22 protein-coding genes are annotated in these 25,374 nt (G+C 64.3%); 5 read left to right on the top strand and 17 right to left on the bottom strand.

Annotation, left to right across the window (positions count from 1 at the left end):
* Nucleotides 1-94: 94 nt before the first annotated feature.
* Nucleotides 95-1,678, top strand: a complete 1,584-nt coding sequence (locus BMZ79_RS21980) for a phytoene desaturase family protein (protein ID WP_090644421.1) — start codon at nucleotides 95-97, stop codon at nucleotides 1,676-1,678.
* Between the two features lie 147 nt (nucleotides 1,679-1,825).
* On the opposite strand, the gene BMZ79_RS21975 is transcribed toward BMZ79_RS21980, so the two are convergent.
* Nucleotides 1,826-3,031 carry an alpha/beta fold hydrolase gene (locus BMZ79_RS21975; protein WP_218154753.1) on the bottom strand — a complete coding sequence of 402 codons (1,206 nt, stop codon included), beginning with the start codon at nucleotides 3,029-3,031 and terminating at the stop codon, nucleotides 1,826-1,828.
* Nucleotides 3,032-3,267: 236 nt separating this feature from the next.
* Between BMZ79_RS21975 and BMZ79_RS21970 the strand changes: the two genes are divergently transcribed.
* Entirely contained in the window at nucleotides 3,268-4,230 is a 963-nt protein-coding gene (locus BMZ79_RS21970) for an aldo/keto reductase (RefSeq protein ID WP_090643892.1), read from the top strand.
* A 166-nt stretch (nucleotides 4,231-4,396) separates the two neighbouring features.
* On the opposite strand, the gene BMZ79_RS21965 is transcribed toward BMZ79_RS21970, so the two are convergent.
* Nucleotides 4,397-4,903, bottom strand: coding sequence for a GNAT family N-acetyltransferase (locus tag BMZ79_RS21965; protein ID WP_090643889.1), 507 nt, complete (start codon nucleotides 4,901-4,903; stop codon nucleotides 4,397-4,399).
* 159 nt (nucleotides 4,904-5,062) lie between these two features.
* On the opposite strand from BMZ79_RS21965, the gene BMZ79_RS21960 reads away from it, so the two are divergent.
* Nucleotides 5,063-5,386 (top strand): ArsR/SmtB family transcription factor, encoded by a 324-nt coding sequence (locus tag BMZ79_RS21960; protein WP_208850734.1) that lies wholly within the window; start codon nucleotides 5,063-5,065, stop codon nucleotides 5,384-5,386.
* A complete protein-coding gene (locus BMZ79_RS21955) occupies nucleotides 5,379-5,831 on the top strand; it encodes an SRPBCC family protein (protein WP_090643887.1) in 453 nt (150 codons plus the stop codon). Before BMZ79_RS21960 ends, BMZ79_RS21955 begins: the two co-directional genes overlap by 8 nt.
* An 83-nt stretch (nucleotides 5,832-5,914) precedes the next feature.
* On the opposite strand, the gene BMZ79_RS21950 is transcribed toward BMZ79_RS21955, so the two are convergent.
* The 4 genes from BMZ79_RS21950 to BMZ79_RS21935 all read right to left on the bottom strand — a co-directional run bounded on the left by BMZ79_RS21950 (nucleotide 5,915) and on the right by BMZ79_RS21935 (nucleotide 8,096).
* Entirely contained in the window at nucleotides 5,915-6,496 is a 582-nt protein-coding gene (locus tag BMZ79_RS21950) for a maltose acetyltransferase domain-containing protein (RefSeq protein ID WP_090643885.1), read from the bottom strand.
* A 91-nt stretch (nucleotides 6,497-6,587) separates the two neighbouring features.
* Nucleotides 6,588-7,049, bottom strand: a complete 462-nt coding sequence (locus BMZ79_RS21945; RefSeq protein ID WP_090643882.1) for a hypothetical protein — start codon at nucleotides 7,047-7,049, stop codon at nucleotides 6,588-6,590.
* Nucleotides 7,050-7,272: 223 nt separating this feature from the next.
* Complete coding sequence (locus BMZ79_RS34395; protein ID WP_090643880.1) at nucleotides 7,273-7,512, bottom strand: hypothetical protein; 240 nt, start codon at nucleotides 7,510-7,512, stop codon at nucleotides 7,273-7,275.
* Nucleotides 7,513-7,529: 17 nt separating this feature from the next.
* Complete coding sequence (locus BMZ79_RS21935; RefSeq protein ID WP_090643877.1) at nucleotides 7,530-8,096, bottom strand: GNAT family N-acetyltransferase; 567 nt, start codon at nucleotides 8,094-8,096, stop codon at nucleotides 7,530-7,532.
* A 249-nt stretch (nucleotides 8,097-8,345) separates the two neighbouring features.
* On the opposite strand from BMZ79_RS21935, the gene BMZ79_RS21930 reads away from it, so the two are divergent.
* Nucleotides 8,346-9,197 carry an alpha/beta hydrolase gene (locus BMZ79_RS21930; protein ID WP_256252966.1) on the top strand — a complete coding sequence of 284 codons (852 nt, stop codon included), beginning with the start codon at nucleotides 8,346-8,348 and terminating at the stop codon, nucleotides 9,195-9,197.
* 148 nt (nucleotides 9,198-9,345) lie between these two features.
* Here the strand turns inward: BMZ79_RS21930 and BMZ79_RS21925 are convergent, their stop codons facing one another.
* From BMZ79_RS21925 to BMZ79_RS21875, 11 genes are all read right to left on the bottom strand, one after another.
* Nucleotides 9,346-9,537, bottom strand: coding sequence for a hypothetical protein (locus tag BMZ79_RS21925; RefSeq protein WP_090643875.1), 192 nt, complete (start codon nucleotides 9,535-9,537; stop codon nucleotides 9,346-9,348).
* Nucleotides 9,534-10,508: a TIR domain-containing protein gene (locus BMZ79_RS21920; RefSeq protein ID WP_090643873.1), complete on the bottom strand. Its 975-nt coding sequence runs from the start codon at nucleotides 10,506-10,508 to the stop codon at nucleotides 9,534-9,536. The genes BMZ79_RS21925 and BMZ79_RS21920 overlap by 4 nt, the downstream gene beginning before the upstream one ends.
* A gap of 315 nt (nucleotides 10,509-10,823) precedes the next feature.
* Nucleotides 10,824-11,732: a hypothetical protein gene (locus BMZ79_RS21915; RefSeq protein WP_090643871.1), complete on the bottom strand. Its 909-nt coding sequence runs from the start codon at nucleotides 11,730-11,732 to the stop codon at nucleotides 10,824-10,826.
* A gap of 78 nt (nucleotides 11,733-11,810) precedes the next feature.
* Nucleotides 11,811-13,424 (bottom strand): ABC transporter substrate-binding protein, encoded by a 1,614-nt coding sequence (locus tag BMZ79_RS21910; protein WP_090643868.1) that lies wholly within the window; start codon nucleotides 13,422-13,424, stop codon nucleotides 11,811-11,813.
* 62 nt (nucleotides 13,425-13,486) lie between these two features.
* Nucleotides 13,487-14,449, bottom strand: a complete 963-nt coding sequence (locus tag BMZ79_RS21905) for a carbohydrate ABC transporter permease (RefSeq protein WP_090643866.1) — start codon at nucleotides 14,447-14,449, stop codon at nucleotides 13,487-13,489.
* 20 nt (nucleotides 14,450-14,469) lie between these two features.
* Complete coding sequence (locus BMZ79_RS21900) at nucleotides 14,470-15,417, bottom strand: ABC transporter permease (protein WP_256252964.1); 948 nt, start codon at nucleotides 15,415-15,417, stop codon at nucleotides 14,470-14,472.
* Nucleotides 15,418-15,568: 151 nt separating this feature from the next.
* Entirely contained in the window at nucleotides 15,569-17,194 is a 1,626-nt protein-coding gene (locus BMZ79_RS21895; RefSeq protein WP_090643864.1) for a response regulator transcription factor, read from the bottom strand.
* Complete coding sequence (locus BMZ79_RS21890) at nucleotides 17,187-18,962, bottom strand: sensor histidine kinase (protein ID WP_177222267.1); 1,776 nt, start codon at nucleotides 18,960-18,962, stop codon at nucleotides 17,187-17,189. Before BMZ79_RS21890 ends, BMZ79_RS21895 begins: the two co-directional genes overlap by 8 nt.
* A 158-nt stretch (nucleotides 18,963-19,120) precedes the next feature.
* A complete protein-coding gene (locus tag BMZ79_RS21885; protein WP_143089033.1) occupies nucleotides 19,121-20,368 on the bottom strand; it encodes a peptidyl-prolyl cis-trans isomerase in 1,248 nt (415 codons plus the stop codon).
* A gap of 154 nt (nucleotides 20,369-20,522) precedes the next feature.
* Entirely contained in the window at nucleotides 20,523-23,468 is a 2,946-nt protein-coding gene (locus BMZ79_RS21880; protein ID WP_090643856.1) for a golvesin C-terminal-like domain-containing protein, read from the bottom strand.
* Nucleotides 23,469-23,471: 3 nt separating this feature from the next.
* Nucleotides 23,472-25,199 carry an S-layer homology domain-containing protein gene (locus tag BMZ79_RS21875; RefSeq protein ID WP_177222266.1) on the bottom strand — a complete coding sequence of 576 codons (1,728 nt, stop codon included), beginning with the start codon at nucleotides 25,197-25,199 and terminating at the stop codon, nucleotides 23,472-23,474.
* Between the last annotated feature and the right edge of the window lie 175 nt (nucleotides 25,200-25,374).

Here is a 25,374-nt window from a genome sequence, read left to right as displayed (position 1 = left end):
GAAACATTTGGAATGCTCGACAGGAAACGCCACCTCTCGCCGACGGCTTGCCTTACACTGAAGCTAGCTTTTATAACGCGGGAGGGAAACGATGATGACTACGTACGATGTCATCCTGATCGGAAGCGGCCATAACGCGTTGATCGCGGCCGCTTATTTGACGCGCGCGGGGCGAAGCGTCCTCGTGCTGGAGAAGAACGACCGTCCCGGCGGATTTCTGCGCACGGAGGAGCTGACGCTTCCCGGCTTCAAGCACGACGTCTATGCCGCCGCCCACCCGCTGTTCCTGACCGGTCCCGTCTACGCGGACTTCAAAGAGGCGCTCGAGGCCCGCGGCTTGCGTTACGTTAACACGGAGCTGCCGACCGGCGTCTCGATGGAGAACGGCGACACGGCCGTCTTCGCCCGTTCGGGGGAAGACTTGGCCGCCGAAGCCGAGCGGCTCGCCCCCGGCGACGGCGCCGCGCTGGGGCGCATGTTCGAGGCCTTCGCTCCCTATGCGGGGCAGGTGTTCGAGCTGTTCAATCTGGATCTGTCGGGCCCTCGGGCGACCGAAATCATCCGGGAGCTGCTGGCGGCTCCCGGCGCCAAAGGCTACTCGCCGTTCGCCGCCTCCCTGTTCTCAACCGCCCGCCAGGCGGTGAGCGAGTTCCGCTCCCCGGTGACGCGCGCCATGCTGGCCTCCTGGGTCACGCATCTCGGCCGCACGCCGGACGAGGCCGGCAGCGGCGTCTGGGTGCCGCTGACGGCGATGGCGCTCATGGGCGGAGGGATGCCGATCCCCGAAGGCGGCAGCGAGCGCCTCGCCCAAGCGTTGGCCCGGCTGGTGCAGGACCAGGGCGGCGCGATTCTGTTCGGCGCGCACGCGCAGCGGATCGTCGTCCGCGACGGCAAAGCCGTCGGCGTGCGCACGGCGGACGGCGAGGAATACCGGGCGGCGCAGGCGGTCGTCGCTTCCACCGGCCCGGATCAGCTCTACTTGTCGCTCCTCGCGGACGCGCCGGTCGGCGCCGACCTCCGCGCCCAAGCCCGGCGCTTCCGGTACGGAAGAGGCTGCGTGCAGATCCATCTGGCGCTGAGCGAACCGCCCCGATGGCCGGACGCCCGGTTCGCCCGCGTCGGCCAGCCGCATCTGACCGACGGGCTCGACGGCTTCACCCAAGCCATCGCGCAGGGCATGTCCGATCTGCTGCCCGCGAAGCCGACCTTCACGGTCGACTGCCCGACCAACCTCGATCCGGGCCGCGCGCCGGCCGGCAAGGCAATCATGCGGCTCCAGGTGCTGGAGGTGCCGTGCCGCCCGCGCGGCGACGCGGCCGGCGAGATCGAGGTCGGCGACGGCGCCTGGACGGCCGAATTGACCGAACGCTTCGCGGAGCGCGTCATCGGCGTCGTCGGCAAGCATATTCCGAACGTCCCGGACGCGATCGTCGGCAAGTTCGTGGTCACGCCCGACGTCATCGCCCGCTTCAATCCGAATTCCGGCCCCGGCGACCCGTACGGCGGCGCGCACGATTTGGCGCAGAGCTACTTGTTCCGCCCGCTGCCATCCCAGCCAAGCCACCGGACGGAAATCCCGAATCTCTACATGCTGGGCGCGGCCACTTGGCCGGGGCACGGCATCAACGGCGGATCGGGCTACATCGTGGCGCGGCAGCTGCTGGCCGGAGACCGGTAGCCGGCTTCTCCCGGGTTCCGGGCACGGTTCTGCCCTTCCCTAAAAAGTTCCCCTCCATGCAGCGCGCCGCTTGCGGCGCATCGTCTGCGCGGAGGGGATTTTCGCATGCCGGCATGCGACGGGCATGAATCGATTGTCCCGCCGCGGTCAGCCCATGAACCGGCGAAGCAGCCCGGCCAGCCGTTCGGGCCGTTCCAAGGCGAGACAATGTCCGCAATCGAGCGTTTCCGGCGTGACGCGCTCCGCGACCAAGCCGGCCACGCGGTGGACGTCGGCGCCCATGAAATACGCGCCGGCGATCGCGATGACGGGCATCGGCAGTTTGCGCTGCATGTGCCTGCGCACGAACGCGACGTTCTCGAAGTCGCTCCGGTAGACGTCGAAGATCGGGCGCAGCCCGCCGGGATCCGCGCTGCCGCGCACGACCGCGTCGAGGAGCGGCTCCGAAATCGCGCTCGGGTCCTGGCACTCGTCCCGCATCAGCTTCCCCCAAAACTCGCGTTCCTTCCCCGTGATCAGAAACTCGGGAACGTCCGGCACCGCGAAAAACACGATATGCCAAAACCAATGATGGGAAAGGACGTTTTTCGGCGTTAACGCGGACCAGTCCTCCAGTCCGAGCCCCGGCAGCAGCATTTCGGAGAAGGAGAGCTTCTTGACCCTGTCCGGATGCTTGGCCGCGAGCGCGTACCCGAATGCCGCCCCCCAGTCTTCGCCGTGCACGTAATACGCGTCGCAGCCCAAGTTAGCCATTAGCTGAGCCAGATCCTCCGCGATCGTCTCCATGCCGTAACCGCTCCGCGGTTTGTCTGAATCCCCGAACCCGCGAATATCCGGCGCAATGACCGCGAAACGATCGGTTAGCAGGGGGAACAGCTTATGCCAATAGAAGGACGTTTTCGGCGCGCCGTGCAGAAGAAGCAGCGGCTCGCCGCGGCCGGCGGCCACGAAGTGCAGGCGCACGCCATTGACCGTTTCCCGCCAATGGACGGCCTTCTGTCCGGCATGATCATAGATTTGGCCGGGGTCGAACGGCTCCGCAGACTGCTCGATGACGCCCTCAAACGTCTGCGTTCGCATAAAGCGCCGAAACGCTTCCTGAATCGCCTCGCTCTCGAGGCGAAGCCGCTCCCATGCCGAGGGCGGGTGAGCGGCAGCCATAAGGCGCCTCGCTTGATTCGCCAATCGGCGAAACGCCTCTTCCCAGGCGTCCAGCGACTCCGCGCGTTCTTCCGGCAGTCCGTCCGCGCGGCGGAGCGTCGCGATTTGCCGGAAGCCGTCCGAGCAGCCGTCCAGAACGCCGAGACCGATTTGAACGGGATCCCGGTCGGAATAGCGGTTCTGATCCTTCAACGCCGTGTCTCCTTTCGCGAACGATGCTGTCTTTACCCTATGCGGCGAACAGCCGGGAAATGTAGGAGGCGGCGGCTTCCGGATACGCGCGGGAGCGGACGCGGGGCGCGATGATGATGCGAACGGGGCGCCCCGGCGCAAATTCGGACGCGTTCCGGTATAATGGTCTCTGGGGATGCGTCGCGCCCCGGAACGCCGCGCATCCCAGTTGAAGCAGAAGAAGGAGCGGTGATCGAATGCATTATACGTATTTGGGAAAATCGGGATTGAAGGTCAGCCGGCTGTGCCTCGGCACGATGAATTTCGGATGGACGACGGAGGAGCCGGAAGCGTTCCGCATCATGGACGCGGCGCTCGACGCGGGCATCAACTTCTTCGACACGGCGAACCAGTACGCCTTGGGCCGCACGGAGGAAATCATCGGCCGCTGGTTCAAGCAGGGCGGCGGCCGCCGCGAGCGTACCGTGCTCGCCACGAAAGTGTACAACGATATGCACGACGACCACGACGGGCCGAACCGCGAAGCGGGCTTGTCCGCGTATAAGATCCGCCGGCACCTGGAAGGCTCGCTGCGCCGTCTGCAAACGGACCATATCGAGCTGTACCAGATGCATCATATCGACCGGAACGCAAGCTGGGCCGAGCTGTGGAACGCCTTCGAAATCGCCGCGGCTCAAGGCAAGATCGGATACGTCGGCTCGAGCAATTTCGCCGGCTGGGACATCGCGGTCGCGCAGGGCGAGGCGAAAGCGCGCGGGCTGCTCGGCCTCGTATCCGAGCAGCACAAGTACAATTTGCTCTGCCGCCTGCCCGAACTGGAGGTGCTGCCGGCGTCGCGAAGCCTTGGCCTCGGCATCCTGCCTTGGAGTCCGCTGGACGGCGGCCTGCTGGCCGGCGCGCCGAGCGGCGGCACCGCCAGACGCAGCGGCGATGCCGAACGGGTCGAGCGGCACCGGCCGCAGCTCGAAGCGTTCGCCGAGCTGTGCGGCGAGCTCGGGGAGCGCGAAGACGTCGTGGCGCTGGCCTGGCTGCTTGCCAATCCGGCCGTGACCGCGCCGGTAATCGGCGTCCGGACGCTGGAGCAATTCGAGCGCTCGCTTCGCGCGGCCGAGCTGAAGCTGGGCGAGCCGGCGCTGAAGCGGCTGGACGAGATCTTTCCCGGTCCGGGCGGAGATGCGCCGCGCGCTTACGCGTGGTAAACGCCGCAATCGGAAAAGTCCCGCAGGCTTAGCCTGCGGGACTTTTTTTGCCGTATTTCCGCATCTGCGGCCTTCCTGCCATTCGCAAACCGGTCGCGCTCGCCGGTTCGGCTGCCGGCTCCGACTGCCGTCCCGCCGTTCCCGCCGTCCGCGTAACGCCCCTCGTTCAGGACGCCGCCACGATTTTCTCCATGATAAAGTCGTCCATGACGTAGCCGTTTCCGATTTCCGCGACGAGCTCCCGCTCGATCCGGAAGCCCATCTTCTCGTAGACCGCGATGCTGCCGGCGTTGTGCCGGTTGACCGTCAGCCAGACCGCGCCCAAGGACCGGTCGCCGCAGAGCCGTTCCAGGAACGCCATCGCGCGGCTGGCATAGCCCCTCCCCCGGTGCTCCTTGGCGATATAGAACTTGCTCAGGAAGAGCTTGTCTTCTTCCGGTCTGACGGCCATATAGCCGACTGGCGTCCCTTCGTGCCGGATCATGTAATATTCGTAGCCTTGATGATGGATCTGTTCCGTGATCGCCGGAACGGATTGGAATTTCCCGAGCATGTATTCGATCTGCTCCATCGTGATGATGGACACGTAATATTCGCGCCAAATCCGCGCGCCCAATCGAACCGTTTCGGCGATTTCCTCCGCCGTATTCACAAGGGTAAAGCTAACCTCCATCTGTCCTGACCGCCTTTTCTAAGATTGTCGCTTGCCGTGCCCGCCGGCCCTCTCTATTCTCGCACTTCGCGCTTCCGATGGCCAGCATCGCGAACGAGACGCGCGAACGCAAATAAATATTAAGTTGACACTTAATTTAGTTAATGCTAAATTATTGGCATGATCGATAAAGCGCTAACCGCCCTGACGGAACCTCGGCGCAGAGAGATTTTACATCTCATCCGTCATGGAGAGCTGCCCTCCAGCGCCATCGCCTCGCACTTCGACATTACCGCGCCGGCGATCTCGCAGCACTTGAAGGTTCTTGAAGAAGCCGGGCTGGTCGTCGTAAGGCGCGCTGGCACCAAACGTTATTACGGGGTAAGGAGGGAAGGTTTCGCCGAGTTGATGACCTATATCGGAAGCTTCTGGGACGACAGCCTGCTGCGTTTGAAGGAAGCGGCCGAAGAAGAAGAGAGGAGAATCCAAGAATCCGATGACTGACAACACCTTGACGAAGCAAATCTTTATCGAGTGCCGGCCCGAAACGCTGTTCGCGTTCTTCACCGACCCGGACAAAATGATTCGCTGGATGGGCCGCCAGGTGCTGCTGGAGACGAGAATCGGCGGCAAATTCCGCATCGACCTCAATGGCAGCGACATCGCGATGGGCGAGTACAAAGAGCTGGTTCCGAACGAGCGAATCGTGATGACGTGGGGCTGGGAGCGGTCCAAGTTGGTCCCTCCGGGCTCCAGCACCGTCGAATTCAGGCTCGCGCCGCAGGACAACGGCACCTTGCTGACGCTCACGCACTACGACCTGCCGTCCGCCGAGGAAATCGCGTCGCACGCGAAGGGTTGGACGCATTTCATGGGCCGGCTGCGAACCCTTGCGCAAGGGCTGGGCTCCCGGCCGAACGGCGCCCTGTCCGACCCGGCAGCGATTTAGGAAGGTTTCCCGATCGATGCGATGACAAAAGGCCGCCGGTTCGCCGGCGGCCCTTGCTTGCGGAAGGCGATCGAGGAGCCGGTTCAAACCGAGCCGGCGCCGTTGTCGATCGGCTTGATGACGCGGGCCGGATTGCCGCCGACCACCGCGTTATCGGGTACGTCCTTGGTCACGACCGCCCCGGAAGCGATCACCGCGTTGTCGCCGATCTTGACGCCCGGATTAACGACCGCGCGCCCGCCGATCCATACGTTGCGGCCGATGGTCACCGGCTTCCCGAATTCCGCGCCGGAGACGCGGGGTTCGGCTTCCAAGGGATGCGTCGCGGTGTAGATATGCACGCCGGGCGCAAGGAAGCAATTGTCCCCGATGCGGATCTCGCAAACGTCCAGGAACACGCAATCGAAATTGGCATAGAAGTTCTCCCCGACGTGCAGGTTATAGCCGTAATCGCAGCGAATCGTCGGTTCGACATAGAGGCTGCGCCCCGTCGAGCCGAACAGCTCCCGCAGAATCGCCTGCCGCTCTTCGTGCTCCGTCTCCAGCGTTTGGTTGTAGAGCCGCGTCAACCGGCGCGCGTTCAGCCGCTCCTTCGTCAGTACCGGGTCGGCGGCCTGGTACAGCTCGCCGCTCAACATTTTTTCCTTCTCGCTTTTCGGTTGCATGAGGGAACTCCTTTCGTCGTCTAAGCACGTTCGACCGGTCGGCCGGTCTACCGCTCGGCCGTTGCGCGTTCCGATAGCGTCAGCATGCCCATTACAACCAGCTCGCAAAAGGCCTGCGGGCCACCTTCACCCGATTCTCTTCCGCCCATTTTACGATCGTCGCCATGCCCCTGTCCTCGTCGTCCGCGAAGCGGAAACACAGATGCACCGGCACAAGCCATGTCCCGTACGGTTTGATTCCGATGACCGGTCTAAAATAGCCCGCCTTCATGATGCGATGAATGTCCTTCGCCAGAATCTCGCGTCCGTTGAGGCGGATGGCTCCGTCGCAGAGCTGCATCGCCGTCGGCTGCTGCATCGCCCTGAAGAACGTTCCTAGTAAGACCGTCGCGCTCACAACGATCAGGACAATCCAAGGCACGATACGCATCGAATCGGATTGATCTTGTATGGAATCGATAAGCCTCGGCGGCGTTATCAAGCAAATGACCGCCATGCCGATGATGGTTCTGGATCTGGCCGGCTTCTTAATCGAAAGCGTCATGACCTTCACGGCGCCGAGCCTCCTTCCTGCACAGCGGAACCCGGTATTTTAAGCGGTTCAGCGATGCTTATCCTCCGTTCAACGGTTGCCGGTCTAAATAAAATTACGCCAAATCGAAACCGAGCTCCGACCGGCTCGGTTCTTCCCGAACCCGGCAAGGGTACCCGCAGGTACCGATAAGCTCCGATTCCCGCCCGATTTCTGTCAGCGCCATACCGCGTTGCCGGCACCGCTACCCCCAGCTCTGCACGATCACGGTCACGACCAGCGCGATCGCGAACAACGCGAACGCCCCCAAGAAAAAATAGCCGAACATCCGCAGCGGCTTCGGCATGCCGTTCAGGTCGACCGGTTTGTCGGGCACGCCCATGACGGTGCGGTAATGCTCGGTCACGTCGTTGAACGATTCGCCCGGCTTCGTTTGCGCGATCGTTTCCTCGCGCCGCTCGCGTTGATCCGGCTCATCCGGCATCCGGATTCCTCCTCGCCTTACGCTTCGCCTTCCCGGCGAAACCGTTTGTAATGAAGATACGTCTCGCCGTCGATGTCGATGCCGCCTTGTTCGCGAAAGCCGCACTTCTCGATGACCCGGCGCGACGGCTCGTTCCCGGTCAGCGCGAGGGCGTTCAACTCCTCCGCAAGCTCGCGCCCGAACAAGTATCGGACGAGGCCGTTCGCCGCCATTGTCGCGTAGCCCTTGCCGCGATGGGCGGCGGTCAAGCCGTAGACGATTTCCCGGTTGGGCGGCGGGAGCTCTTCTTTCATGCCCGTGCACGCCCAGCCGATGAAACCGCCCGTCGTCTTCAGCACGACCGCCAGCCGCAGACGAAGCTCGCCGATGGGCCTGCCTTCCTCGACGGCTTGCAGGAATCGCTCGTTTTCCGGGATTTCGTAGTTCAGCAGCCAATCGGCGCGGCGCTCCTTGGGGACGTTCCATCCCGGCAGGTAGCGGACGATCTCGGGCTCATGCGTGATGGCATGAAAATCGTCCAGATCCTCCGGACGAAACGGCCGCAGCGCGATCGGGCCGCAGTCGATTATATATTCGTCGTGCATCGTCGTCCTCCATGAATCCGTCGTGTTCACCTTGCAACCCGGCGATCCGCGCACTCGAAACCGCCTGTTTGGCGGACCAAGCCATCCCGGTCGGCCGTGCACGGCCCTTACTCTCCTTTCTCCTCCGCCAGCCGAATATCCTCCATTTTCCATTTATTTTTTGGAAGCGTCACCCTCTCATTTCATAATCCCGGGTCCGGTGTGGTAAAGTTGAAGGAGGAGTGTATTGAACGAGGAGGCTGCTGGATCATGAAGGAGCGACTATTCGAGCTGCGCTGCCGGGACGGCTCTATGCGCCATGCGGCGGAATGGGAACCGGACGGAGAGGAGCGCGGCGGCATCCGCGGCGTGATCGCGCTCGTGCACGGCATGGGCGAGCACGTCGGCCGCTACGAGCACGTTGCGGAAATGTTCACCGATGCCGGCTACGCCGTCTTGGGCTTCGATCAGGTCGGCCATGGACGGACGACGGGCAAGCGCGGCCATACCAAATCCTACCCGGCCCTGCTCGACGGCGTCGATGCGCTGCTGGCCGAGGCGAAGAAGCGTTATCCCGGCACGCCGGTTTTCTTGTACGGACACAGCATGGGCGGGAATGTCGCGCTCAACTACGTGCTGCGGCGCAAGCCCGGCATCTGCGGCGCCATCGTGACCGGACCGTGGCTGAGGCTCGCCTTCAACCCGCCGCCGCTGCAGCTGATCGTCGCGCGCGTGGTGAACCGGCTGTTTCCCGCCTATACGAACGAACGGCCGATGGTCGGCGACCATTTGACTTCCGACCCGGCGATGATCAAGCGCTACCAGGAGGACCCGCTCGGCCATGGTTCCATCACGGCGCGCTTCTTCCTGAGCGTGCAGGGCGCCGGCCTCTGGGCGCTGAAGCACGCCTCGGAATGGCGCTTGCCGCTGCTGCTCATGCACGGCGGCTCGGACAAAGTCACCTCGATCCAAGCGAGCCGCCAGTTCGCCGATGAGGCCGGCGCTCTCTGCACGTTCATGGAGTGGCCCGGCTACAAGCACGAGCTGCACAACGAGCTGGACCGCGAGGAAGTGTTCGACGTCATGCGGGACTGGCTGGACGAGCGGCTGAAGGCGCTCTGAGCGGGACCTCGTACCGTACATTGGCCAAAAAGCCGCCACCGGCACCGATGTACCGTACCGCGTACGTTACATCCGCCAATCCCCCCGCGGCAGGCAAAAAAAACCGCCCGGCTCGCAGCGAGCCGGGCGGTTTTATCATGCCGCGCCATCAATGCGCGAACAGCGGTTTCTTATACTCGGCTTTCCGTTTCAACAGGACGAAGCCGTTCTCCTCCCGTCCGGTGCCGATGACAGGGGCGAGGACCATGGCGTTCATGTCGACCACGACGACCTTGCCCGTTCTCGCGCGCGTAACCGGTATGCGCGTCCGCGCATTCTTCTTCGCTTCTTTGCCGTTCATGCCGGATCGCCTCCAAATACGTAGTGGACCGTGCTCATCAGCTCGTCGTTCTCGTCCATCAGCTGCTCCAGCTGCTCCCGCGTCGAGACGTTCCCCGTCAAGTGCACGGTCACGACCAGCTCCTTACCCACAGGATAGCACAGCAAATAAATTTTGCCAACGCCGTGTCCCTTGTACAAGATCGCCTGCTCCGTGCTCGTCCGGAAGACGTCGACGACGAGCGGCACCTGCTCGCCCGCGTCCTGATAGGCCGAGAAGGAATAGAACTTGCCCCGCCCGACGTTGCCGGCGACCTGCCGGATGCCGTCGTTCCCTTCTGCGCGCCACACCGCCGCGCCGGACACCCGGCCGACCGAGCCGCCGTCGTAGGCGGTGCGGACCGCTTCGTAGAGATGCTCGTACTTGCGCGCGCCGTCGCGCACGATATCCGCGCTGAACTGGATTAGAAATTGCAGCAGCGAGGCGTGGGCCGGACTGCGGTACGGACCGAGCTCCGCGATGCGGTCCGCGATCGCGCCGCACGCCGTGCTGACGGCGGCGTCGAGGTTTGTCCGGTCCGGATCGTAGGTCAAGTAGGTCAGCCCGTTCAAGTCCGACGGGATGTGGAATTCGCTGACGACGCTGCCGTCCCCGCGCGCCTTGGCGACCGACCGCGGCACGACGAAGAACACCCGCTCCCGCTTCAGCCGTCCCCAGAACAGCCCCAGCTCGAAGACGACGTTGTCGCGCGGAATCATCATGATCTGGTCGCGCAGCTCCACGACGTCGTGCGGCGTGAACAGGAACACCGCGAAGTCGCTCGCGTCCGCCTGCACTTCCAAATCGGTCATGGCGTCGTGATTCGCCTGAAACGTTCCCGCGAACCACGGCGTCACCTCCGCGATCCGTTCGAGCTCCCGCGTGACGGCCAGCGCCAGCCGCTTGGCTTCGCTCGTCGAGCCCAAAAACACTTTCGGCCTGCTATCCGACATGGCGTCCCCTCTTCCCGATAGACATGCTGCGCCTGCTAGTTGTCATCATTCTACCATACGCCGCCCGCGGGCACGGCATGAAATTTCCATCTTGAAAGTTTTCCGCTCACGCTGCTTCTTTCTCTTGCTCTTGCTCTTGCTCTTTCTCTCTTTCGCATTCTTCTTCTCCCACCCCTGCCCTCTATTACCCGCTGCCCGGCGCATGCGAAAGAGGCAGCCCCCGCGGAGCCGCCTGTATGCCTACCTCTATTCTATCGGTCTACGAACCCGAAGCGCGGCCGCCGTTCGCCGCGAACGGCCAACAACCGCAACCGCTTATCCCCGCCCCAGCGCCCGGCGAATGCTCTTCTCAACCGGGGAATACGCCGCCGGGTCGGCGCGGTCGAAGTTCATCCGCTCCTTCAGCGGCGTCTTCTGGTTGCACATGAAGCGCGGCACGCCGGAGTGGTTCTGCGACGGCGTATGGTAGAGGAACGGATGGCACAGGATGACGTCGCCCGGCGAAGCCGTCGTCTCGGCCACCCGCAGCCGGAAACCGTCGCCGTCGGCATGCCACGCCCCCATGAACCGCTCGACCCGGCCGGGATCGTCCTCGCGCTCGCCGTTTTGCCCGGTCAGCGCCGCCAAGTACGGATGCTCCAAATTCAGCTTATCGATGCCCTCCTGCGGCTCAAGGCCCTCGGGATGGCGCTCCAGGAAGCGCGCGACGACGTGATGCGAGCCTTCCACGATCAAGGTCCCGCCGCCTTGCGGGCCGATCTCCGAGAAGATGCACAGGCACAGCAGCCCTTGATCCGGACTGTCCACGTAATGGCGGAAATGGCCGCCGTCCCAATGCCAGCCCTTCGTCGGCACGGTCCAGGGCCGCTCGGCGCCGAGGGAGAAATTCACCGGCCACCAGCCCCACGTGCTGACGACCTTCTCCTTCCCGTACACGCCGCGGTCGATCCAGCGGCCGTGCCCGACCAGATCCTCGATCGCGTCGGCCATCCGCTCCGTGTTGCAGCGGTCGAACGCGCCGCCGCTGTAGGCCTCGCGCAAATAATGCATCGGTTTGTCCCACGTCGCGCGGTCGTTCGCGTCGATGCCGGCCGGCCGCAGCTTCTCCCACACGAACTGCTGGCATTCCAGCGCCAGCTCCCGCGGGAAGGCCTCCTTCACCTTCACCCAGCCGCGCGCCATGAAATGGTCGATCTCTTCCTTCGTCAACGCTTTGTTCTCCATAGGTCTTCACTCGCTTTCCTTCATGCGGAATAAGAAAGCCGGTGCCCGACTTGCGCACCGGCCGTATGGCTCCGACGATTATTTCGACTGCGCCGCGCGCCACGCGTCGAGCTGCTTCTGCTCTTCGGCGATGACCTTCTCGATGCCGGCCGCCTTCAGCTTGTCGATGTACTTCGGTACGTACACGTTCGGATCGAGCGTGCCCGTGCCGAGGCCGGAGTTGAACTCCTTGCCCACGTTCGTGATGGCGGCGACTTCCGTCTTCACGTTCGACGGGTCGAAGACGAAGCCGAGCAGCGGCGAATTCTTGGCGGCCTTGTTGAACGTCTTGAATTTCTCCCACTTCTGCGGGTCCTCGTTCTTCCACAGGTAGTCGTTGAACTGGTTGCCGAACAGCCACGCCTGGTTCAGGTTATAGCCCGAGGTTTGCGCCGTGACGCCGTCCGCGAAATCGATCGTGTTGTCGTCGACCTTCTTGTAGTGCTTGCCTTCGATGCCGAAGGCGATCAGGTTGACGAGGTATTTGTCCGTGTACAGCAGGTTCAGGAACATCATCGCCCGCGCCGGATCCTTGGACGTGCGGGAGATCGAGGCCATGGAGCCCTGCGTGTCGCCCGTGCCGATGATCGGCTGCGTCAGCTCCACCTGCACCCATTGCACGCCGGTCGCCGTGCTGACCTCGGCGTCTTTGCCCGGCTTCAGCTGCTCCGGATACGCGAACGCCTTGCCGGCCTTCAGACCGCCGCTCAGATCCTGCAGCGTCGCGGCGTCCTTGTTGACGTAGCCCTTCTGGTACCACTGATGAATGAGATCGTAACCGGCTTTCGCCTCCGGCGTCTCGAGCCCCATGACCAGCTTGAAGTCGGTCGAGCCCTTCGGCAGCGTGCCCGCGCCGCCGTCGTAGTAGTCGAAGTTGTTGTTGTTCCATACGTTCAGCAGCGAGATGTCCTTGTTCAGGTAGAACGGCGTGACGCCCGGCTCCTTGTCCTTGATCATGTCGAAGTACGGCTCGAGGTCCTGCAGCGTCTTGATCGTGGTGAGGTCGATCGCGTATTTGTCCACGAGGTCCTTGCGGAGCATGACGCCGAATTGGGTCGCCATCTCCTTGTTGACCGGCATGCCGTAGTTCTTGCCGTTCACCTTGGAGCCTTCGAGCAGCGCGGGCTCGATGACGGCTTTCGCTTCCGGCGCGTACTGGTCGATCAGGCTCGTGATGTCGATGATGTTGCCTTGGGCGATCTTCGTCGCGAAGCCGTCCCAGTTCGCCGTGTACATAAGGTCGAACGGTTCGCTCGAAGCGAATTTCAGGTTCATTTTATCCGCCCAGCTGCCCCAGTCGATGACCTCCAGGTCGAAGGACGCGTTGATCTTATCCTTCAAATACTTGCTGACTTCCTCGTTGACGAGCGCTTGGTCCTTCTGCGCCGCGGCGCCCGGAACGAACCATTTGATCGTGTACGGCTCGAGCTTCGAGGCGTCGGAGCCGCCGTTTGCCGCCCCGGCATTCGCGTTCGTGCCGCCGCCGTTATCGGCGGTGGCGGCCGCGTTATCGCCGCCCCCGTTGCCGCCGTTCGCGCCGCTGCCGTTGCTGCCGTCGTTGCCGTTGCTGCCGCAGCCGGACAGCATCAATGTCACGGCGAACGCCGCCGTCAATGCGGTAAGTCCCTTGCGCTGGATCCCCTTGACCTTCATATGAACCCTCCTATATCGAATATGAACGCCTAGCTCTGTATGCTAACCGGCCTCGGCCGGGATTAGCCCTTCACCGCGCCGACCGTCAGGCCGGCGACGAAATACCGCTGGAAGAACGGATACGCGAGCACGATCGGGCCCATGCCCACGATGCACATCGCCATGCGGACCGTCTCGTTCGGGATTTTGGCGATTTCCGCGGCGCCCACCGCCGTGTTGCTCTGGGCGTTCGCCTGCAGGAATTGCAGGTTGCGCATGACCCGGTACATCATGTACTGGAGGTTGACCATGTTGTCCTTGTTAATGAAGACCAGGCTGTTGAACCAGTCGTTCCAGTACGCCAGCGTGTAAAACAACCCGATCGTCGCCATGACCGGCAGCGACAGCGGCAGCACGATGCCGAAGAAGATGCGGAACTCGCCGGCGCCGTCGATCTGCGCGGATTCGAGGATCGACGGATGGATCGTCTGCTGGAAGAACGTCCGCGTCGTCAGCACGAGGAACGCGTTCATGAGCAGCCCCGGCACGATCAGCGCGAACAGCGTATCCTTCAGGTGGAACAAGTTCGTGTAAACGAGGTACCAGGGCACGAGCCCGCCGCCGAAGATCATCGTGAAGAAGATGAAGAAGGAGAAGAAGCCCCGGAAGGCGAAGTCGCCGCGCGACAGCGGATAGGCGTACAGCGCCGTGATCATCATGCCGACCAGGCTGCCGATGACCGTCGTCGCGATGGAGATGCCGTAGCCGACCGCGATTTTGTGGAAATCGTACATCAGGTAATGATAGGCCGCCGTGCTCCAGACCCGCGGGATGATGGAATAGCCGTGCAGCGCGATGGCGTTCTCGTCGCTGAAGGACGCGGAGAGCACGAGCAGGACCGGGAACAGGCACAGGCAGCAGTAGACGATGAAGAAGACGTTGATGACCAGATTGGAGCCGGGCGAAATGGCGTTGATCGGCTTTGCCGCTCGCGGTCTGGATACGGCCGCCGCGGCTGCCGGCGATTGGGCGGTGGTGGTGTTCATGCGCGGTAGTCGCTCCTTCCCTAAAATAGCGCGTTTTCCTTATTGATCCGGCGGACGATGAAGTTGACCGACAGCACGAGCACGAAGCCGACCGCCGACTGGTACAGCCCCGCCGCCGAGGACATCCCGACGTCGCCCAGCGTAAGCAGCGCGCGGTACACGTACGTATCGATGACGTTCGTCGTCGGATACAGGGCGCCCGCGTCGAGCGGAACCTGGTAGAACAAGCCGAAATCGGCATTAAGGATATGCCCGACGGCCATCAGCATCAGGATGATGATGATCGGCTTGATCTGGGGCAGCGTAATGCTCATCGCCTGCCGCCATTTGGACGCGCCGTCCATGAGCGCCGCCTCGTAGTATTCGTTGTCGATGCCGATGACGGCCGCCAGGTAGATGACCGTGGAGTAGCCGATGTTCTTCCAGATGTACACGAGCGGGAGAATGTACGGCCAATAGTTCGGTTCGCTGTACCACGCGACCGCGTCGAAGCCGAGCGGGACGAGCACATGCGTATTGATAAAGCCGAATTCCGTGCTCAGCAGGGAGTAGCCCAGGTACCCGACGACGACGGCCGAGAGGAAGTACGGCAGGAACATGACGCTCTGGTAGAATCGGGCCGCGAGCCGCGCGCGCACCTCGTTCAGCAGAATCGCGAACGTGACAGCGATGATCGGCGTAATCGTAATGAACAGCGCGTTGTAGAGCAGCGTGTTGCGGGTAATCGTCCAGGCGTCGGACGTTTTGAAGAGAAATTTGAAGTTGTCGAAGCCCACCCATGGACTGTGGAAGATGCCTTTGCTCCAATCCACGCTCTTGAAGGCGATGACCGTGCCGAACATCGGCAGGTAATTGTTGACGAGCAAATAGATCGTGCCGGGAAGCATCATCAGCAGCAGGTAGCGGTTCTTCATCACCTTGCGGCCGAACGATTGGCGGGGCCTTCTTAATTCCGTGTTCAGATTCATCACCTCGTATCCTCGCAATGTCGTATCCGTGCTTAAGAATATTGTAAAAGAGCGGCGCGCCCGCCGATACGAACGGAGATGACCAAGATAACGTTATTATGACAAACCCCCGCCGGGCGGCGGGGGTTGAAGGGATGATGGGGCGGCCGGCTCAGCCCGCGAAGCCCTGGTAGCGCTTGCGGTACTCCTGCGGGGAGAGGCCGACGGTTTTTTTGAACACCTTGCCGAAGTACGAGAAGTTCTCGTACCCCAAGGCGTCGCCGATATCGCTGATCTTCTGGTTCGATTCGGTGAGCAGGATCTTCGCCTGGTTGATCTTCGCCGAGATGATGAAATCCATGAGCGACTGCCCCGTTTCTTTCTTGAACAGGCGGGAGAGATAAGCGGAATTGAGATACACGTGCGACGCCAGCTCCTCGCGGTTCACGTCGCGGATATGCTCCTGCACGTAGCGCTTGACCTTCTCGATGTTGGCGCGGTGATCGCCCTCGTGCTGGCTGAAGTAGTCCATGCCGGCCGTCAGCAGCCGTTCCGCCCAGCTCTTCAGCCGCGCGAGCGACCGCGTGGCCGTTCCGTCGCCGGCGAGCAGCTTGGCGCCGACGACCTCCTTCGCCGGCCAGCCCTTCCGGTGGGACACGTGGTAGACCATATGCAGCAGCAAGTGGTACACGCCTTCCAGCGTCTCGGGCGTGACGGCCGTGCCCGCCAGCTCCTTGCACGCGGCGTTCAGGCGTTCCAGCAGCTCCGCCTTCTTGCCGGATTCGAACAGCACGGTCCATTCCGCCCAGTCGATATGCGCCGGCGCCTGCGCCTGCCGCGCCGCCGCGCGCGCGAAGCCGCGGTCCCGCAGGAACAGCACCGCCGCCGTCTCGCCGACGTTGCCCTGCTCCATCTCGAGCAGCGCGTGGTACGTCTCCGGCAGGTCGGCGATGGCGGCGGGCTCGCCGACGTAGCAGGACAGCTTGCAGTAGAAATAGTCGGACGACGCTTTCATGTAGCGCCGGCAGACGGCCTCGAGCCCGGCCTCGTCCCCGCGCGGCCCCTCATCCTCGTACAGCAGGGCGAACAGGATGCCGCCCGCGTCCCGGACGACGGCGCCGCCGCGCTCGCCGAGGAACATCTCCTCCGCGCTCTTCAGCAGGGCGTACTCGAGAATCTCTTCGTCCCGCTTGCTGAACGCTTCCCGAAACTCCTCCACGCTGAGCAGGATGGGCCGGACCCGCGCGTCCGGCGAGATCGGCAAGCCGTAGCTTCCGATCGCCTGCGCCAGCCGCTCGCCGCTCATGGCGACGCGCGCGCCGAGCACGTCCTGCCAGAACTTCTCCCACAGCAGCGGCTTCTGCGTCTCCCACAGCCGGGCGTACTTCTCGTACCGCTCCGCGTACTGCCGCTTGTCCCGCTCCTGGCGCAGCTTCTCGCACGCCCGCGCGACGACCTCCGCGATCTGCTTATGCTTGACGGGCTTCAGCAGGTAGTCGAAGCCGCCGAGCTGCAGCGCCTGCTGCGCGTAGGCGAAGTTGGCGTGGCCGGTGAAGAAGATCGTCAGCGTATCGGGGTAATGCTCGTTCACCCATTCCAGCAGCTCGAGCCCGTTGCTGCCGGGCATCTCGATATCGCACACGATGATATCGATCGGATGCGCGCGCAGCGCCTCCTTCGCGGTGCCGACGCCGTAGGCGCTGTAGACGCCGCCGATGCCGACGGACGGCCAGTCGATGCAGGCGAGAATCGCTTCGACGGCGTATTTCTCGTCATCGACGACAAGCAAGTTATACATCGCTGTCTCCTCCTTCGTGGTCCCGCTCGCGGGGTATCCGGATGCGTACGACGGTGCCCGCCGGTTCGCCGGCGGAGAACCGGATCTCCGCCCGGCTGCCGTACATCATGCCGAGCCGGCGCCGGACGTTCCAGATGCCGAGCCCGCCGGCGCCCTGACCGTCCGGCTCGGAAGCGCTTTCGCTTTGCAGCAGACGCAGCTTCTCCGGATCCATGCCGCGTCCGTCGTCGGACAGCCGGATCTCGCAATCGCCGCTGCCGTCCGGCGCCGCCTTGGCGGCGATGCGGATCCGGTACGGGCGTTCGCCCTCCGGCATGCCGTGGATGACGGCGTTTTCGACGAACGGCTGCACGGTGAGCGGCGGCACGTTCCGGTCCTTCAGCTCCATCGGCAGGTCGATCTCGTACGTCAGCTTGTCGGGAAACCGCAGCTTCTGGATTTCCAGGTAGTTCGCGATATGGTCGATTTCCTCCGCGAGCGTGATCGTTTCGCGGTGCGCGCGCGTAATGAAGCGGAAGTAATCCGCCAGATGCTCGGTCATCTGCTCGACCAGGTCGTTCTTGCGCAGCGCCGACAAGCTGTAAATGATGTTCAGGGAATTCAAATAAAAATGCGGGTTGATCTGCGCCTGCAGGTGCTTGAACTCCGCCTCCTGCTTCTTCAGCATCCCTTCGTAGACGTCGATCTTCAGCTTGCTGATCTGCCCGGCCATGCCGTTGAACGTGTCGATGAGGAACGCGAACTCGAAGGACGAGCCTTCCTTCAACCGCACGCTGAGGTCGCCGTGCATGATCCGCCGCATCCCCGACATGAGCGCCTGCATCGGCTTCAGCAGCGTCCGCTTCAGGAAGATCGAATAGAGCAGGATCACGACGAGCCCGAGCACCGGAATGAGATAGATCGCGCCTTGAAAATAAAACAGCTGCTTCAGCAGGTTCTTCTCCGGCACGATCGCGACCATATGGATCGGCGCCTGGGCGAAAGGCGCGCCGACCGCCAGGTAGCCGAGCCCGTCGGAAGCGCTGCGGAACTTGCCGTACGCTTCGTTGCCCGGCGTCTTCAGGCTCCGCTCGATCCGCGAGACGTCGCCGCTCGTCAGCGCCGTGGCCGTCAGCGGCACGCCTTCGTTCGACACGATCAGCTCCTCCAGATCCTGATCGGAGGGCGCCGCGTTCAGCTCGTCGATCAGCTGCTCGGCCTTGATCAGCGCGCCGACGTACACGTTGGCGCTGGGATCGGCCACCTGCTCGAGGCGGACGAGGTAATTGACGCCTTCGGACGAGACGACGTCCCAGCTATGGACCTGACGCGTCTCCTTATCCGCAAGATAGCGGTCCAGCACGAGATGGTACCGCTCGATCTCCGGATAGGACCGCTGGCTCGTGATGAGCCGCTTGGCCGTGTCCAGGTAGACGAAGAACGTGTCCACTTCCTTGTAGGCGGCCTGATCCTGATCGAACGACGTCAGCACGGACTGCTTCGCGAAGAAGTAGTCGCCGCTCTCCTCCGGATACGATGAGAGCGTTAACAAATTCGTGTACGACGGATTGTTCGTCGCCTGCCGCAGCAGGTAGCTGACCGTCTGGCCGAGCGCCATGTCCTTCTTCGCCGCCTGCGTGGAGATCAGGTTGGAATTCGATTGGGACACCTGCTCCCGCACGACGTTCATCGCATAATAATTGTTGTAGAACAAAAACACGATCAGCGGCACCGTGACGGCGATGAAGCCGACGATGAATTTATAGCGAAGCGTACGCTTGCCCCGCATGATAACGACCACCCCGCACCCCCGTCTTGACCTGCCGCGACAACCTAAAAAAACGCTTAAAATTGAACAAGTAGCTATAGCGTAGCACACGCCGCAAAAAAAAACAGCCCGTTTCCGATTGGAAACGGGCCGCTTCTGTTGGGAATTATTTACTATCATTATTCATCGACAGCGAGACGGTCATACACGTCATGCTGAACGACGACCTTAACGTCCTTGACGGCCTCGTCGACGAGCGCGGCGTACGCCTCGTCCGCCAGCCGGGCGCGGATCCCGTCCCGCACGTCCCCGAAGGGATGCGCCGCGCCGGGCACCCGCTCCGTGACGACGCCGACGACGTACGCGTCGTTCTCGCGGAGGACCGCCGTCCGCTCGCCGGGCCGCAGCTCCTGCACGCCGGACGCGAGCCGCGGCGTCTGCAGGGCCGCCGCCCGCGCGGTCTTCGCGTCGAGCGCGAAAGCCGTCACCTTCGCCGCGTCCGCGTAGCCGCTCGCCGCTTCGGCGGCCGTCAGGCCGCGGTCCAGCTTCGCCGCGATGGCTTGCGCCGCCTCTTCCGCCTCGCGCTCGGACAGCGAAGCGCCCGGCGCGAAGGAAACGGCGACGACGTCCGCTTGCACGGCGGCTTGGTCCGCGAACTCCTCCGCGTGCGCGTCGTAGTAAGCGCGGAGGCGTTCGTCGGTCCAGGTCATTCCGCCTTCGAGCTTTTCCTTCAAGGCGCCGAGGAGGTCGGAATTTTGCAGGCTGTAGTAGGCCGCTTCGGTATACTGCGCGGGCCCGTATACGCCGGGGCCGTCCGCGCCCGCCTTCGCCCGCCGCGCGTTCTCGGCCTTCAGCCGCTTCAGGAACGCGCCGTACGAGATGTCGTCCGCCAGCCCCTCGCGTACCGCCAGCAGCTGCTGCGCCTTCAGCCGGACGGTCTCCGCAAGCGCGTCCCGCTTCAGCTTGGCGAGCGGCGTCTCCCCGCCGAGCGGCGTCGTCCAGAAGCCCGGACCGTCTTCGGCGCCGTACGTCGTCCGGTAATACGCCGCCGTCTTCGCCTTCTGCGCCGCCATCGCCTGCGCCAGCTCGGCCGCCGCGATCGGCGCGCCGTCGACGGTCGCGGCGGCGCGGAGCGGATCGCCGCCCAGTCCGTGCCGCGGCAGCAGGACGGCGGCGGCGAGCGCCAGCGCCAGGGCGGCGGCGACGGCCAGGACCGCCGGACGCCGCATGCGGGAGGCGAAGAGCCCGCGCCCGGACGGCCGAGAGGCAGGCGCCATTGAAGCGCGGGACGCCCTCGAAGCATGCGGCGCCTTCGATGCTTGCGGCGCCTTCGATGCTTCCGGCGCCTTCGATGCTTCCGGCGCTTTCGCCGCCTGCGGCGTCTGCGACGGTTTGGACGCGTTCGGCTTTAAGGCTGCGTTTCTCATGGCGGACTCTCTCCTCTCGCGAGCGGCTCCGGGCCGGTTCGGCTGAATGGTAAGGGTAACGGCAACTGGCCGACAAAGGCTTAAGGCTTACGGTTTACGGCTTACGGCTTACGGCTTACGGCTTACGGCTTACGGCCGGCGAACGGCCGCTTGCTTAGCCCGGGAACACGGTCTTCGCCGCCAGCGGATGCAGGGTGCCCGTGCCGTCCCACACGAAGACGCGGATGCTGCCGCTTCGCTTGATCGTCTCCGGCAGGTCGAGCGCGGCCGTCAGCGTGGCGCTCGCGCCGCTCTTGACGGTCGCGACGTCGGAGAAGCTCCGCACGAGCCCGTTGTTGTCGTAGTACCCGGCGATCAGCGTGAAGGGCCGGTCATAGCTCGTGAAGTTGACGACCGTCGCCTTGATCTTCACGGTGCTGCCGGCTTGCAGCGCCGTCACCGGCCTGCCGTCGGCATCGGCGAACGACGGCGGCAGCACGGTCACCCCGCTGCCGACGTAGACGGTGACGCTGTTCGTCGCGATCGTCCGGCCGCCGAGGGTTACGCTCGCCTGCAGATGCGCCGCGCCCGTCTTGATCGCGGTGACGACGCCGTCGGCCGATACCGAGACGACGGAAGGCGCGTCGTTGTCATAGCGGATGGCGAGACCGTCCGCCTTCAGGTCGAGCGACCGGCCCGCGGCGTCCGTGCCGGTCACGTTCAGCGCCGCCGTCTTGCCCGGCTCGAGCTGCGCGGCGTCCGACGTCAGCGCCGCGGCCGTCATGTTGTCCGGCCCGAACGCGTCCAGGTACTGGAACCGGACCGCGTCCCCGGCGATCCGGTCCGCGGAGCCGTCGCTCAGCGTGACGGAGCCCGCCGAGCCGGCTTTGAACTTCAGGTTGCCGAGCGGCACCCACTCGCCCTTCGGCGCGTTGTATTCGTTCACGGCGAACGTCTTGGCGCCGCCGTCGAACGCGACCTTGAAGGACGCGTCGGTCGCCCACACCTCGCCGGACGGACGCTGCGGCAGCCGGTAATACACGGCGTAATAGCCGTCCGCCGGCAGGTCCGGCGTCCAGACGATCGTGCCGTCGCCGCTGCCGCCGTCGCTGTAGCGGTAGCCGGAGCCGTTCGCCGACGGGCTGCCGCCCGCCGTCCAATCGCCCGTGACGGCGGCGTCCGCGTCGTCCACGACGACGGCCGCGAACGTCGTCCGGACGGACAGCGCGTCGCTGCGCGGCGATTCGTTGCCCGAGAGGTCGCGGGCGACGACGTAGAAGGAATAGTCCGTGTCGGGCTGCAGCCCCGTCAGCGTGGCGCTGTTCTTCATGACGACCGACGCCAACTTCGCGTCCGTCGCCGCGTCGTAGATGTCCGCGTCCAGCGGCACGCCGTCTTCGGCGGCCGTCCACGACAGCGTGATTTCCGCGTCGGTCCGGCCTTCCGCCTTCAATCCGGCCGGCGCCGCCGGCGCCGTCGCGTCCGCTTTCGTGCTCGCCGGATCCTCGAACAGGCCGATATCCGGGGAACCCGTATAGAGCGCGTTGCCGAACAGATCCTGGCCGCCGTTGTTCGGCACGGCCCGGCCTTCGCCGATCAGCGGCGAGGACGGCTGCAGCTTGAAGCCTTCGGCCTTGGCGATGCCGTCGCCGCCGGAAGGATCGACGAACTGCGGGTCGGCGTTCAGATTGCGGATGCCTTGGCCAGGCGGCTCCGCGCCGAAGAAGTCGTTGTTGTAGAACGCCGGCGCGGCCGGATACGCCGGATTGCCTTGCGGCGTGTAGAAAATATTGTTGACGTAAGTCGACTCCGGGTTATTGGCCAGAATGAGGCCTTCGCCGTTGTCGTTGTAGAACACGTTGTTGTAGAACACGCCGGGGTCGCTCACTTCCACCGTCCGGCCGGACGCGCGGCGGTTCTGGTCGTTGCGGCTGACGTTGTACCGGTAAACGTTCGTGCCGTTCGTCAGCTGGCCCATGTCCATCACGAAGCCGCCGGCGTTGTCGTGCGAGTAGTTGTACTCGAAGTAGTGGTCGCCCTGCGCCAGGATGTCCGTATCGAACGCCGTGGAATCGGCGGTCAGCGAATCCTTGTAATGCACGCGCGCCACTTCGTTGTGCCGGATCGTCGCGCCGTTCGTCTTCCACACCCAGACGCCGGCGATCCATTTGAAGTCGTACGAATTGATGCCGACGTCGTATACGGCGTTGTTCTCGATGACCGGATTCTCCGCGACGCCGACGACGATGCCGTCGGAGCCCGTCTTGTCGATCGTGTTGCCCCGGATGACGACGTACTTGTGGTACATCGACAGGTCGTTCATGTAGCCGTCCATGTTGATGCCGATCGTCCGGATGTCGTGGATGCGGTTGTTCTCGATCAGCAGATCCTTGTAATAACCGTGCTTATCGGGCGCGACGTTCTTCTCCCATTCCCACGCGTTGATCATGATCGCGGCGTTCGCGTTCTTGTTGATTTTGGCATTCGGGTCCGGATTGTCCGGGTCGTCGACCCAATCCTCGCCGCTGACCGATAGGCCCGCGACGTCGTGGATGTCGAGGCCCTTCAGCCGAATGCCGCTCATCGGGCCGTTATGATAGGCCATGAGCCATACGCCCGACCGTTTGTGGAACACCGTCTTGTAGTCGTCCGGGTTCGCCGCGTTGAAATTCGTGATCTCGATATCCTGCAGCGTGACGTACTGCTGGTTCTCGATCTTGACCGCGGCGTCGAGGCCGCCGCCGTTGATGACCGGCTTGGCGTCGCCGCCGTACGCGCCGACCGTGATCTGCCCCTCGGGGCTGCCGGAAAATTTCATCTCGAACCGTTCGTTCCAGACGCTGCCCGACTTCAGCAGGATCCGGTCGCCGGGGTGAAACGCGCCCGCGACGCCTGCATCGGTCACGTGCCGGAGCGTCTTCCACGGGTGGTCCTCATCCGTGCCGGCGTTCGCGTCGTCCCCGGCCGCGGCATCCACGTAATACGCCGCGCCCGCCGCCGCATCCGGCGCCGCGTCCGCCAGCGCCCGGTGCGGCGCCCACGCGCCGGCGCCCGCCAGCTGCAGCGTCACGGCGGCCAAGGCCGCCGCGAGGCCGACTCTCCATCGCTTGCTCGTCTTCATCGCTTATCCTCCCTCGGTCGTCTTGGCGTCCAGCATGCGGGTCAAGAGCTGCGCCGCTTCCGCGCGCGTCGTGATGCCGCCCGGTACGAACAGATTGCCGCCTCTTCCGTTCATCAAGCCCTTCTCCGCGGCGAGCGCCGCGTACGGGCGCGCCCACGGCGCGATCGCGGCGGCATCGGCGAACGCCGGCACCGCCGACGACTCCGGCGTCCAGCCCATCGCGCGGACCGCCATCGCCGCCAATTCGGCGCGCGTGATCGGCTGGCCGGCACGGAACGTGCCGTCTTCGTAGCCGCCGATCCAGCCGGCTCCCGCCGCGCGCCCCACCGCGTCGGCCGCCCAGGCCGGAACGGCGTCCGCGTCCTTGAAGCCGAGCAGGTCGGCCGCGGCCGCCGGCTTGAACGCCCGGCTCAGCATGACCGCGAATTCGCCGCGCGTCACGGCCCGGTCCGGCCGGAACGTCTCGTCCTCGTAGCCGGTCACGATGCCGAGCGCCACGGCCCGCTTGATGGCGTCCGCCGCCCAATGGCCGGCGATGTCGGTCAGCGCCGGCTTGTCGCCTTGATCGCCGCCGCCCGTCTGACCGCCGCTGCCGTCGTCGCCCGTGCCCGATCCGCCGGTCGCGGACCCGCCTCCGCCGCCCGGGTAGACGATCGGCGGATCGTCCGGCGCCGGGGAGCCCGGCGTGAAGTCGAACGTCACGCTGACCGGGCGCGCGACGCCGTCGCCGCCGACGGTCGCCGTGTAGGTGCCGGCGTCCGCGCCGGCGACGCTGGCGCTCGTCATCGGGAAGCGGAACGAATAGCGGCCCTGCGCGTCGCTCGTCGTCTGATCGGCGTAGACCGGCGATCCCGTTCCGCCGGGACCGGTCACGAGCAGCGCGACGTCCTTGCCGGCGACGCCCTGCGTCTGTCCGGTTACCGTCACCATGTTGGAATCGCTTACGCTAACGTCGGCGGAAATGTTCTGCGCCGGCGCCGGGCCGAGCTCCAGGCTCGCGAGGCCCCATTGACTGCGAAACTTCTTCTTCGTTTCGCCCGTCGTCGTCCAGCCCCATTGCCCCCGGCCCGAAGAACCGCCGTCGTTCAGGACCGCGTTCATGAGCATCCGCTTGCCGTCCCACGGCTCGGTCAATCCAAGCTCGCTAAGCGGAATCGCCGCTTCCAGCGTATAGCCCTTCTTGTCCGACGCGCGCTTGGCCGCGAGCGGAAAGGCCGGGAACGCGAAATTGCCGTTCGTGAACGCGTACGACTGCGCGCCGTTGCTGACGCTGCCGCTGATGACGACCTGCACGTCGCCCGGCAGCATGCCGTCCGGCTTGTTCGCGAGGTCCGCCGTGCCGAAGAACAGCTCCAGGTTGTCCCCGTTCCAAATATTGCTGCCCGTGTTCTCGTTGATCATCGGCGTGGGATCCTGGATGACCGCGCCGACATACAGATTGTCCGCGTCGTATTTCACGTAAATCGCGGCGCCGTGGGCGTTGCCGCCGCCGTCGGTGACGCCGGCGATCTTGAGGGCGTCCGCTCCCTGCCATTCGCCGGCGGGCGCGCCGCCTTCGTCCGTCTCGACGACGCCGTCGATCGAGAGCGCGCCGCTCGCCTGCTTGACGGTCGCCGTCCCCGCGCCGTCCGCGGCGAACGCCTGTCCCGGTCCCGCGAACGCGCCGCCCGCGCTGCCGAGCAGCAGGCTCAGGACGCCGAGCGTCTTCAGCCTCTTGAACGTTCTGCTCATTCCTTCATCTCCTTTGTTCGCTGATCTGACATGCCATGCAAGTTCAGGATACGCTTGCCCGGATGGACTGACTATGAAGGAATGTGCCGTTGTTAGCGTTTTTGTGACCTGATGCCGGGGCATGGCGAAACAAGCCTTCCGGCGATGCCGGAAGGCTTGCGCTCACAAACCTATT

This window comes from Paenibacillus sp. UNC496MF (genome assembly GCF_900113915.1).
In the GTDB taxonomy this organism is placed as follows: domain Bacteria; phylum Bacillota; class Bacilli; order Paenibacillales; family Paenibacillaceae; genus Paenibacillus_Z; species Paenibacillus_Z artemisiicola.
This window is presented reverse-complemented; position numbering and strand designations above follow the sequence as displayed.

What these genes read in the sequence shown, in the direction of transcription:
- BMZ79_RS34395 (WP_090643880.1), bottom strand. Translation starts at nt 7,512, where the DNA reads ATGCCGGATGAGCCGGATCAACGCGAGCGGCGCGAGGAAACGATCGCG.
- BMZ79_RS21910 (WP_090643868.1), bottom strand. Translation starts at nt 13,424, where the DNA reads ATGAAGGTCAAGGGGATCCAGCGCAAGGGACTTACCGCATTGACGGCG.
- BMZ79_RS21920 (WP_090643873.1), bottom strand. Translation starts at nt 10,508, where the DNA reads ATGTCGGATAGCAGGCCGAAAGTGTTTTTGGGCTCGACGAGCGAAGCC.
- BMZ79_RS21965 (WP_090643889.1), bottom strand. Translation starts at nt 4,903, where the DNA reads ATGGAGGTTAGCTTTACCCTTGTGAATACGGCGGAGGAAATCGCCGAA.
- BMZ79_RS21955 (WP_090643887.1), top strand. Translation starts at nt 5,379, where the DNA reads ATGACTGACAACACCTTGACGAAGCAAATCTTTATCGAGTGCCGGCCC.
- BMZ79_RS21930 (WP_256252966.1), top strand. Translation starts at nt 8,346, where the DNA reads ATGAAGGAGCGACTATTCGAGCTGCGCTGCCGGGACGGCTCTATGCGC.
- BMZ79_RS21900 (WP_256252964.1), bottom strand. Translation starts at nt 15,417, where the DNA reads ATGAATCTGAACACGGAATTAAGAAGGCCCCGCCAATCGTTCGGCCGC.
- BMZ79_RS21890 (WP_177222267.1), bottom strand. Translation starts at nt 18,962, where the DNA reads ATGCGGGGCAAGCGTACGCTTCGCTATAAATTCATCGTCGGCTTCATC.
- BMZ79_RS21950 (WP_090643885.1), bottom strand. Translation starts at nt 6,496, where the DNA reads ATGCAACCGAAAAGCGAGAAGGAAAAAATGTTGAGCGGCGAGCTGTAC.
- BMZ79_RS21885 (WP_143089033.1), bottom strand. Translation starts at nt 20,368, where the DNA reads ATGAGAAACGCAGCCTTAAAGCCGAACGCGTCCAAACCGTCGCAGACG.
- BMZ79_RS21925 (WP_090643875.1), bottom strand. Translation starts at nt 9,537, where the DNA reads ATGAACGGCAAAGAAGCGAAGAAGAATGCGCGGACGCGCATACCGGTT.
- BMZ79_RS21915 (WP_090643871.1), bottom strand. Translation starts at nt 11,732, where the DNA reads ATGGAGAACAAAGCGTTGACGAAGGAAGAGATCGACCATTTCATGGCG.
- BMZ79_RS21970 (WP_090643892.1), top strand. Translation starts at nt 3,268, where the DNA reads ATGCATTATACGTATTTGGGAAAATCGGGATTGAAGGTCAGCCGGCTG.
- BMZ79_RS21880 (WP_090643856.1), bottom strand. Translation starts at nt 23,468, where the DNA reads ATGAAGACGAGCAAGCGATGGAGAGTCGGCCTCGCGGCGGCCTTGGCC.
- BMZ79_RS21905 (WP_090643866.1), bottom strand. Translation starts at nt 14,449, where the DNA reads ATGAACACCACCACCGCCCAATCGCCGGCAGCCGCGGCGGCCGTATCC.
- BMZ79_RS21935 (WP_090643877.1), bottom strand. Translation starts at nt 8,096, where the DNA reads ATGCACGACGAATATATAATCGACTGCGGCCCGATCGCGCTGCGGCCG.
- BMZ79_RS21895 (WP_090643864.1), bottom strand. Translation starts at nt 17,194, where the DNA reads ATGTATAACTTGCTTGTCGTCGATGACGAGAAATACGCCGTCGAAGCG.
- BMZ79_RS21960 (WP_208850734.1), top strand. Translation starts at nt 5,063, where the DNA reads ATGATCGATAAAGCGCTAACCGCCCTGACGGAACCTCGGCGCAGAGAG.
- BMZ79_RS21980 (WP_090644421.1), top strand. Translation starts at nt 95, where the DNA reads ATGACTACGTACGATGTCATCCTGATCGGAAGCGGCCATAACGCGTTG.
- BMZ79_RS21875 (WP_177222266.1), bottom strand. Translation starts at nt 25,199, where the DNA reads ATGAGCAGAACGTTCAAGAGGCTGAAGACGCTCGGCGTCCTGAGCCTG.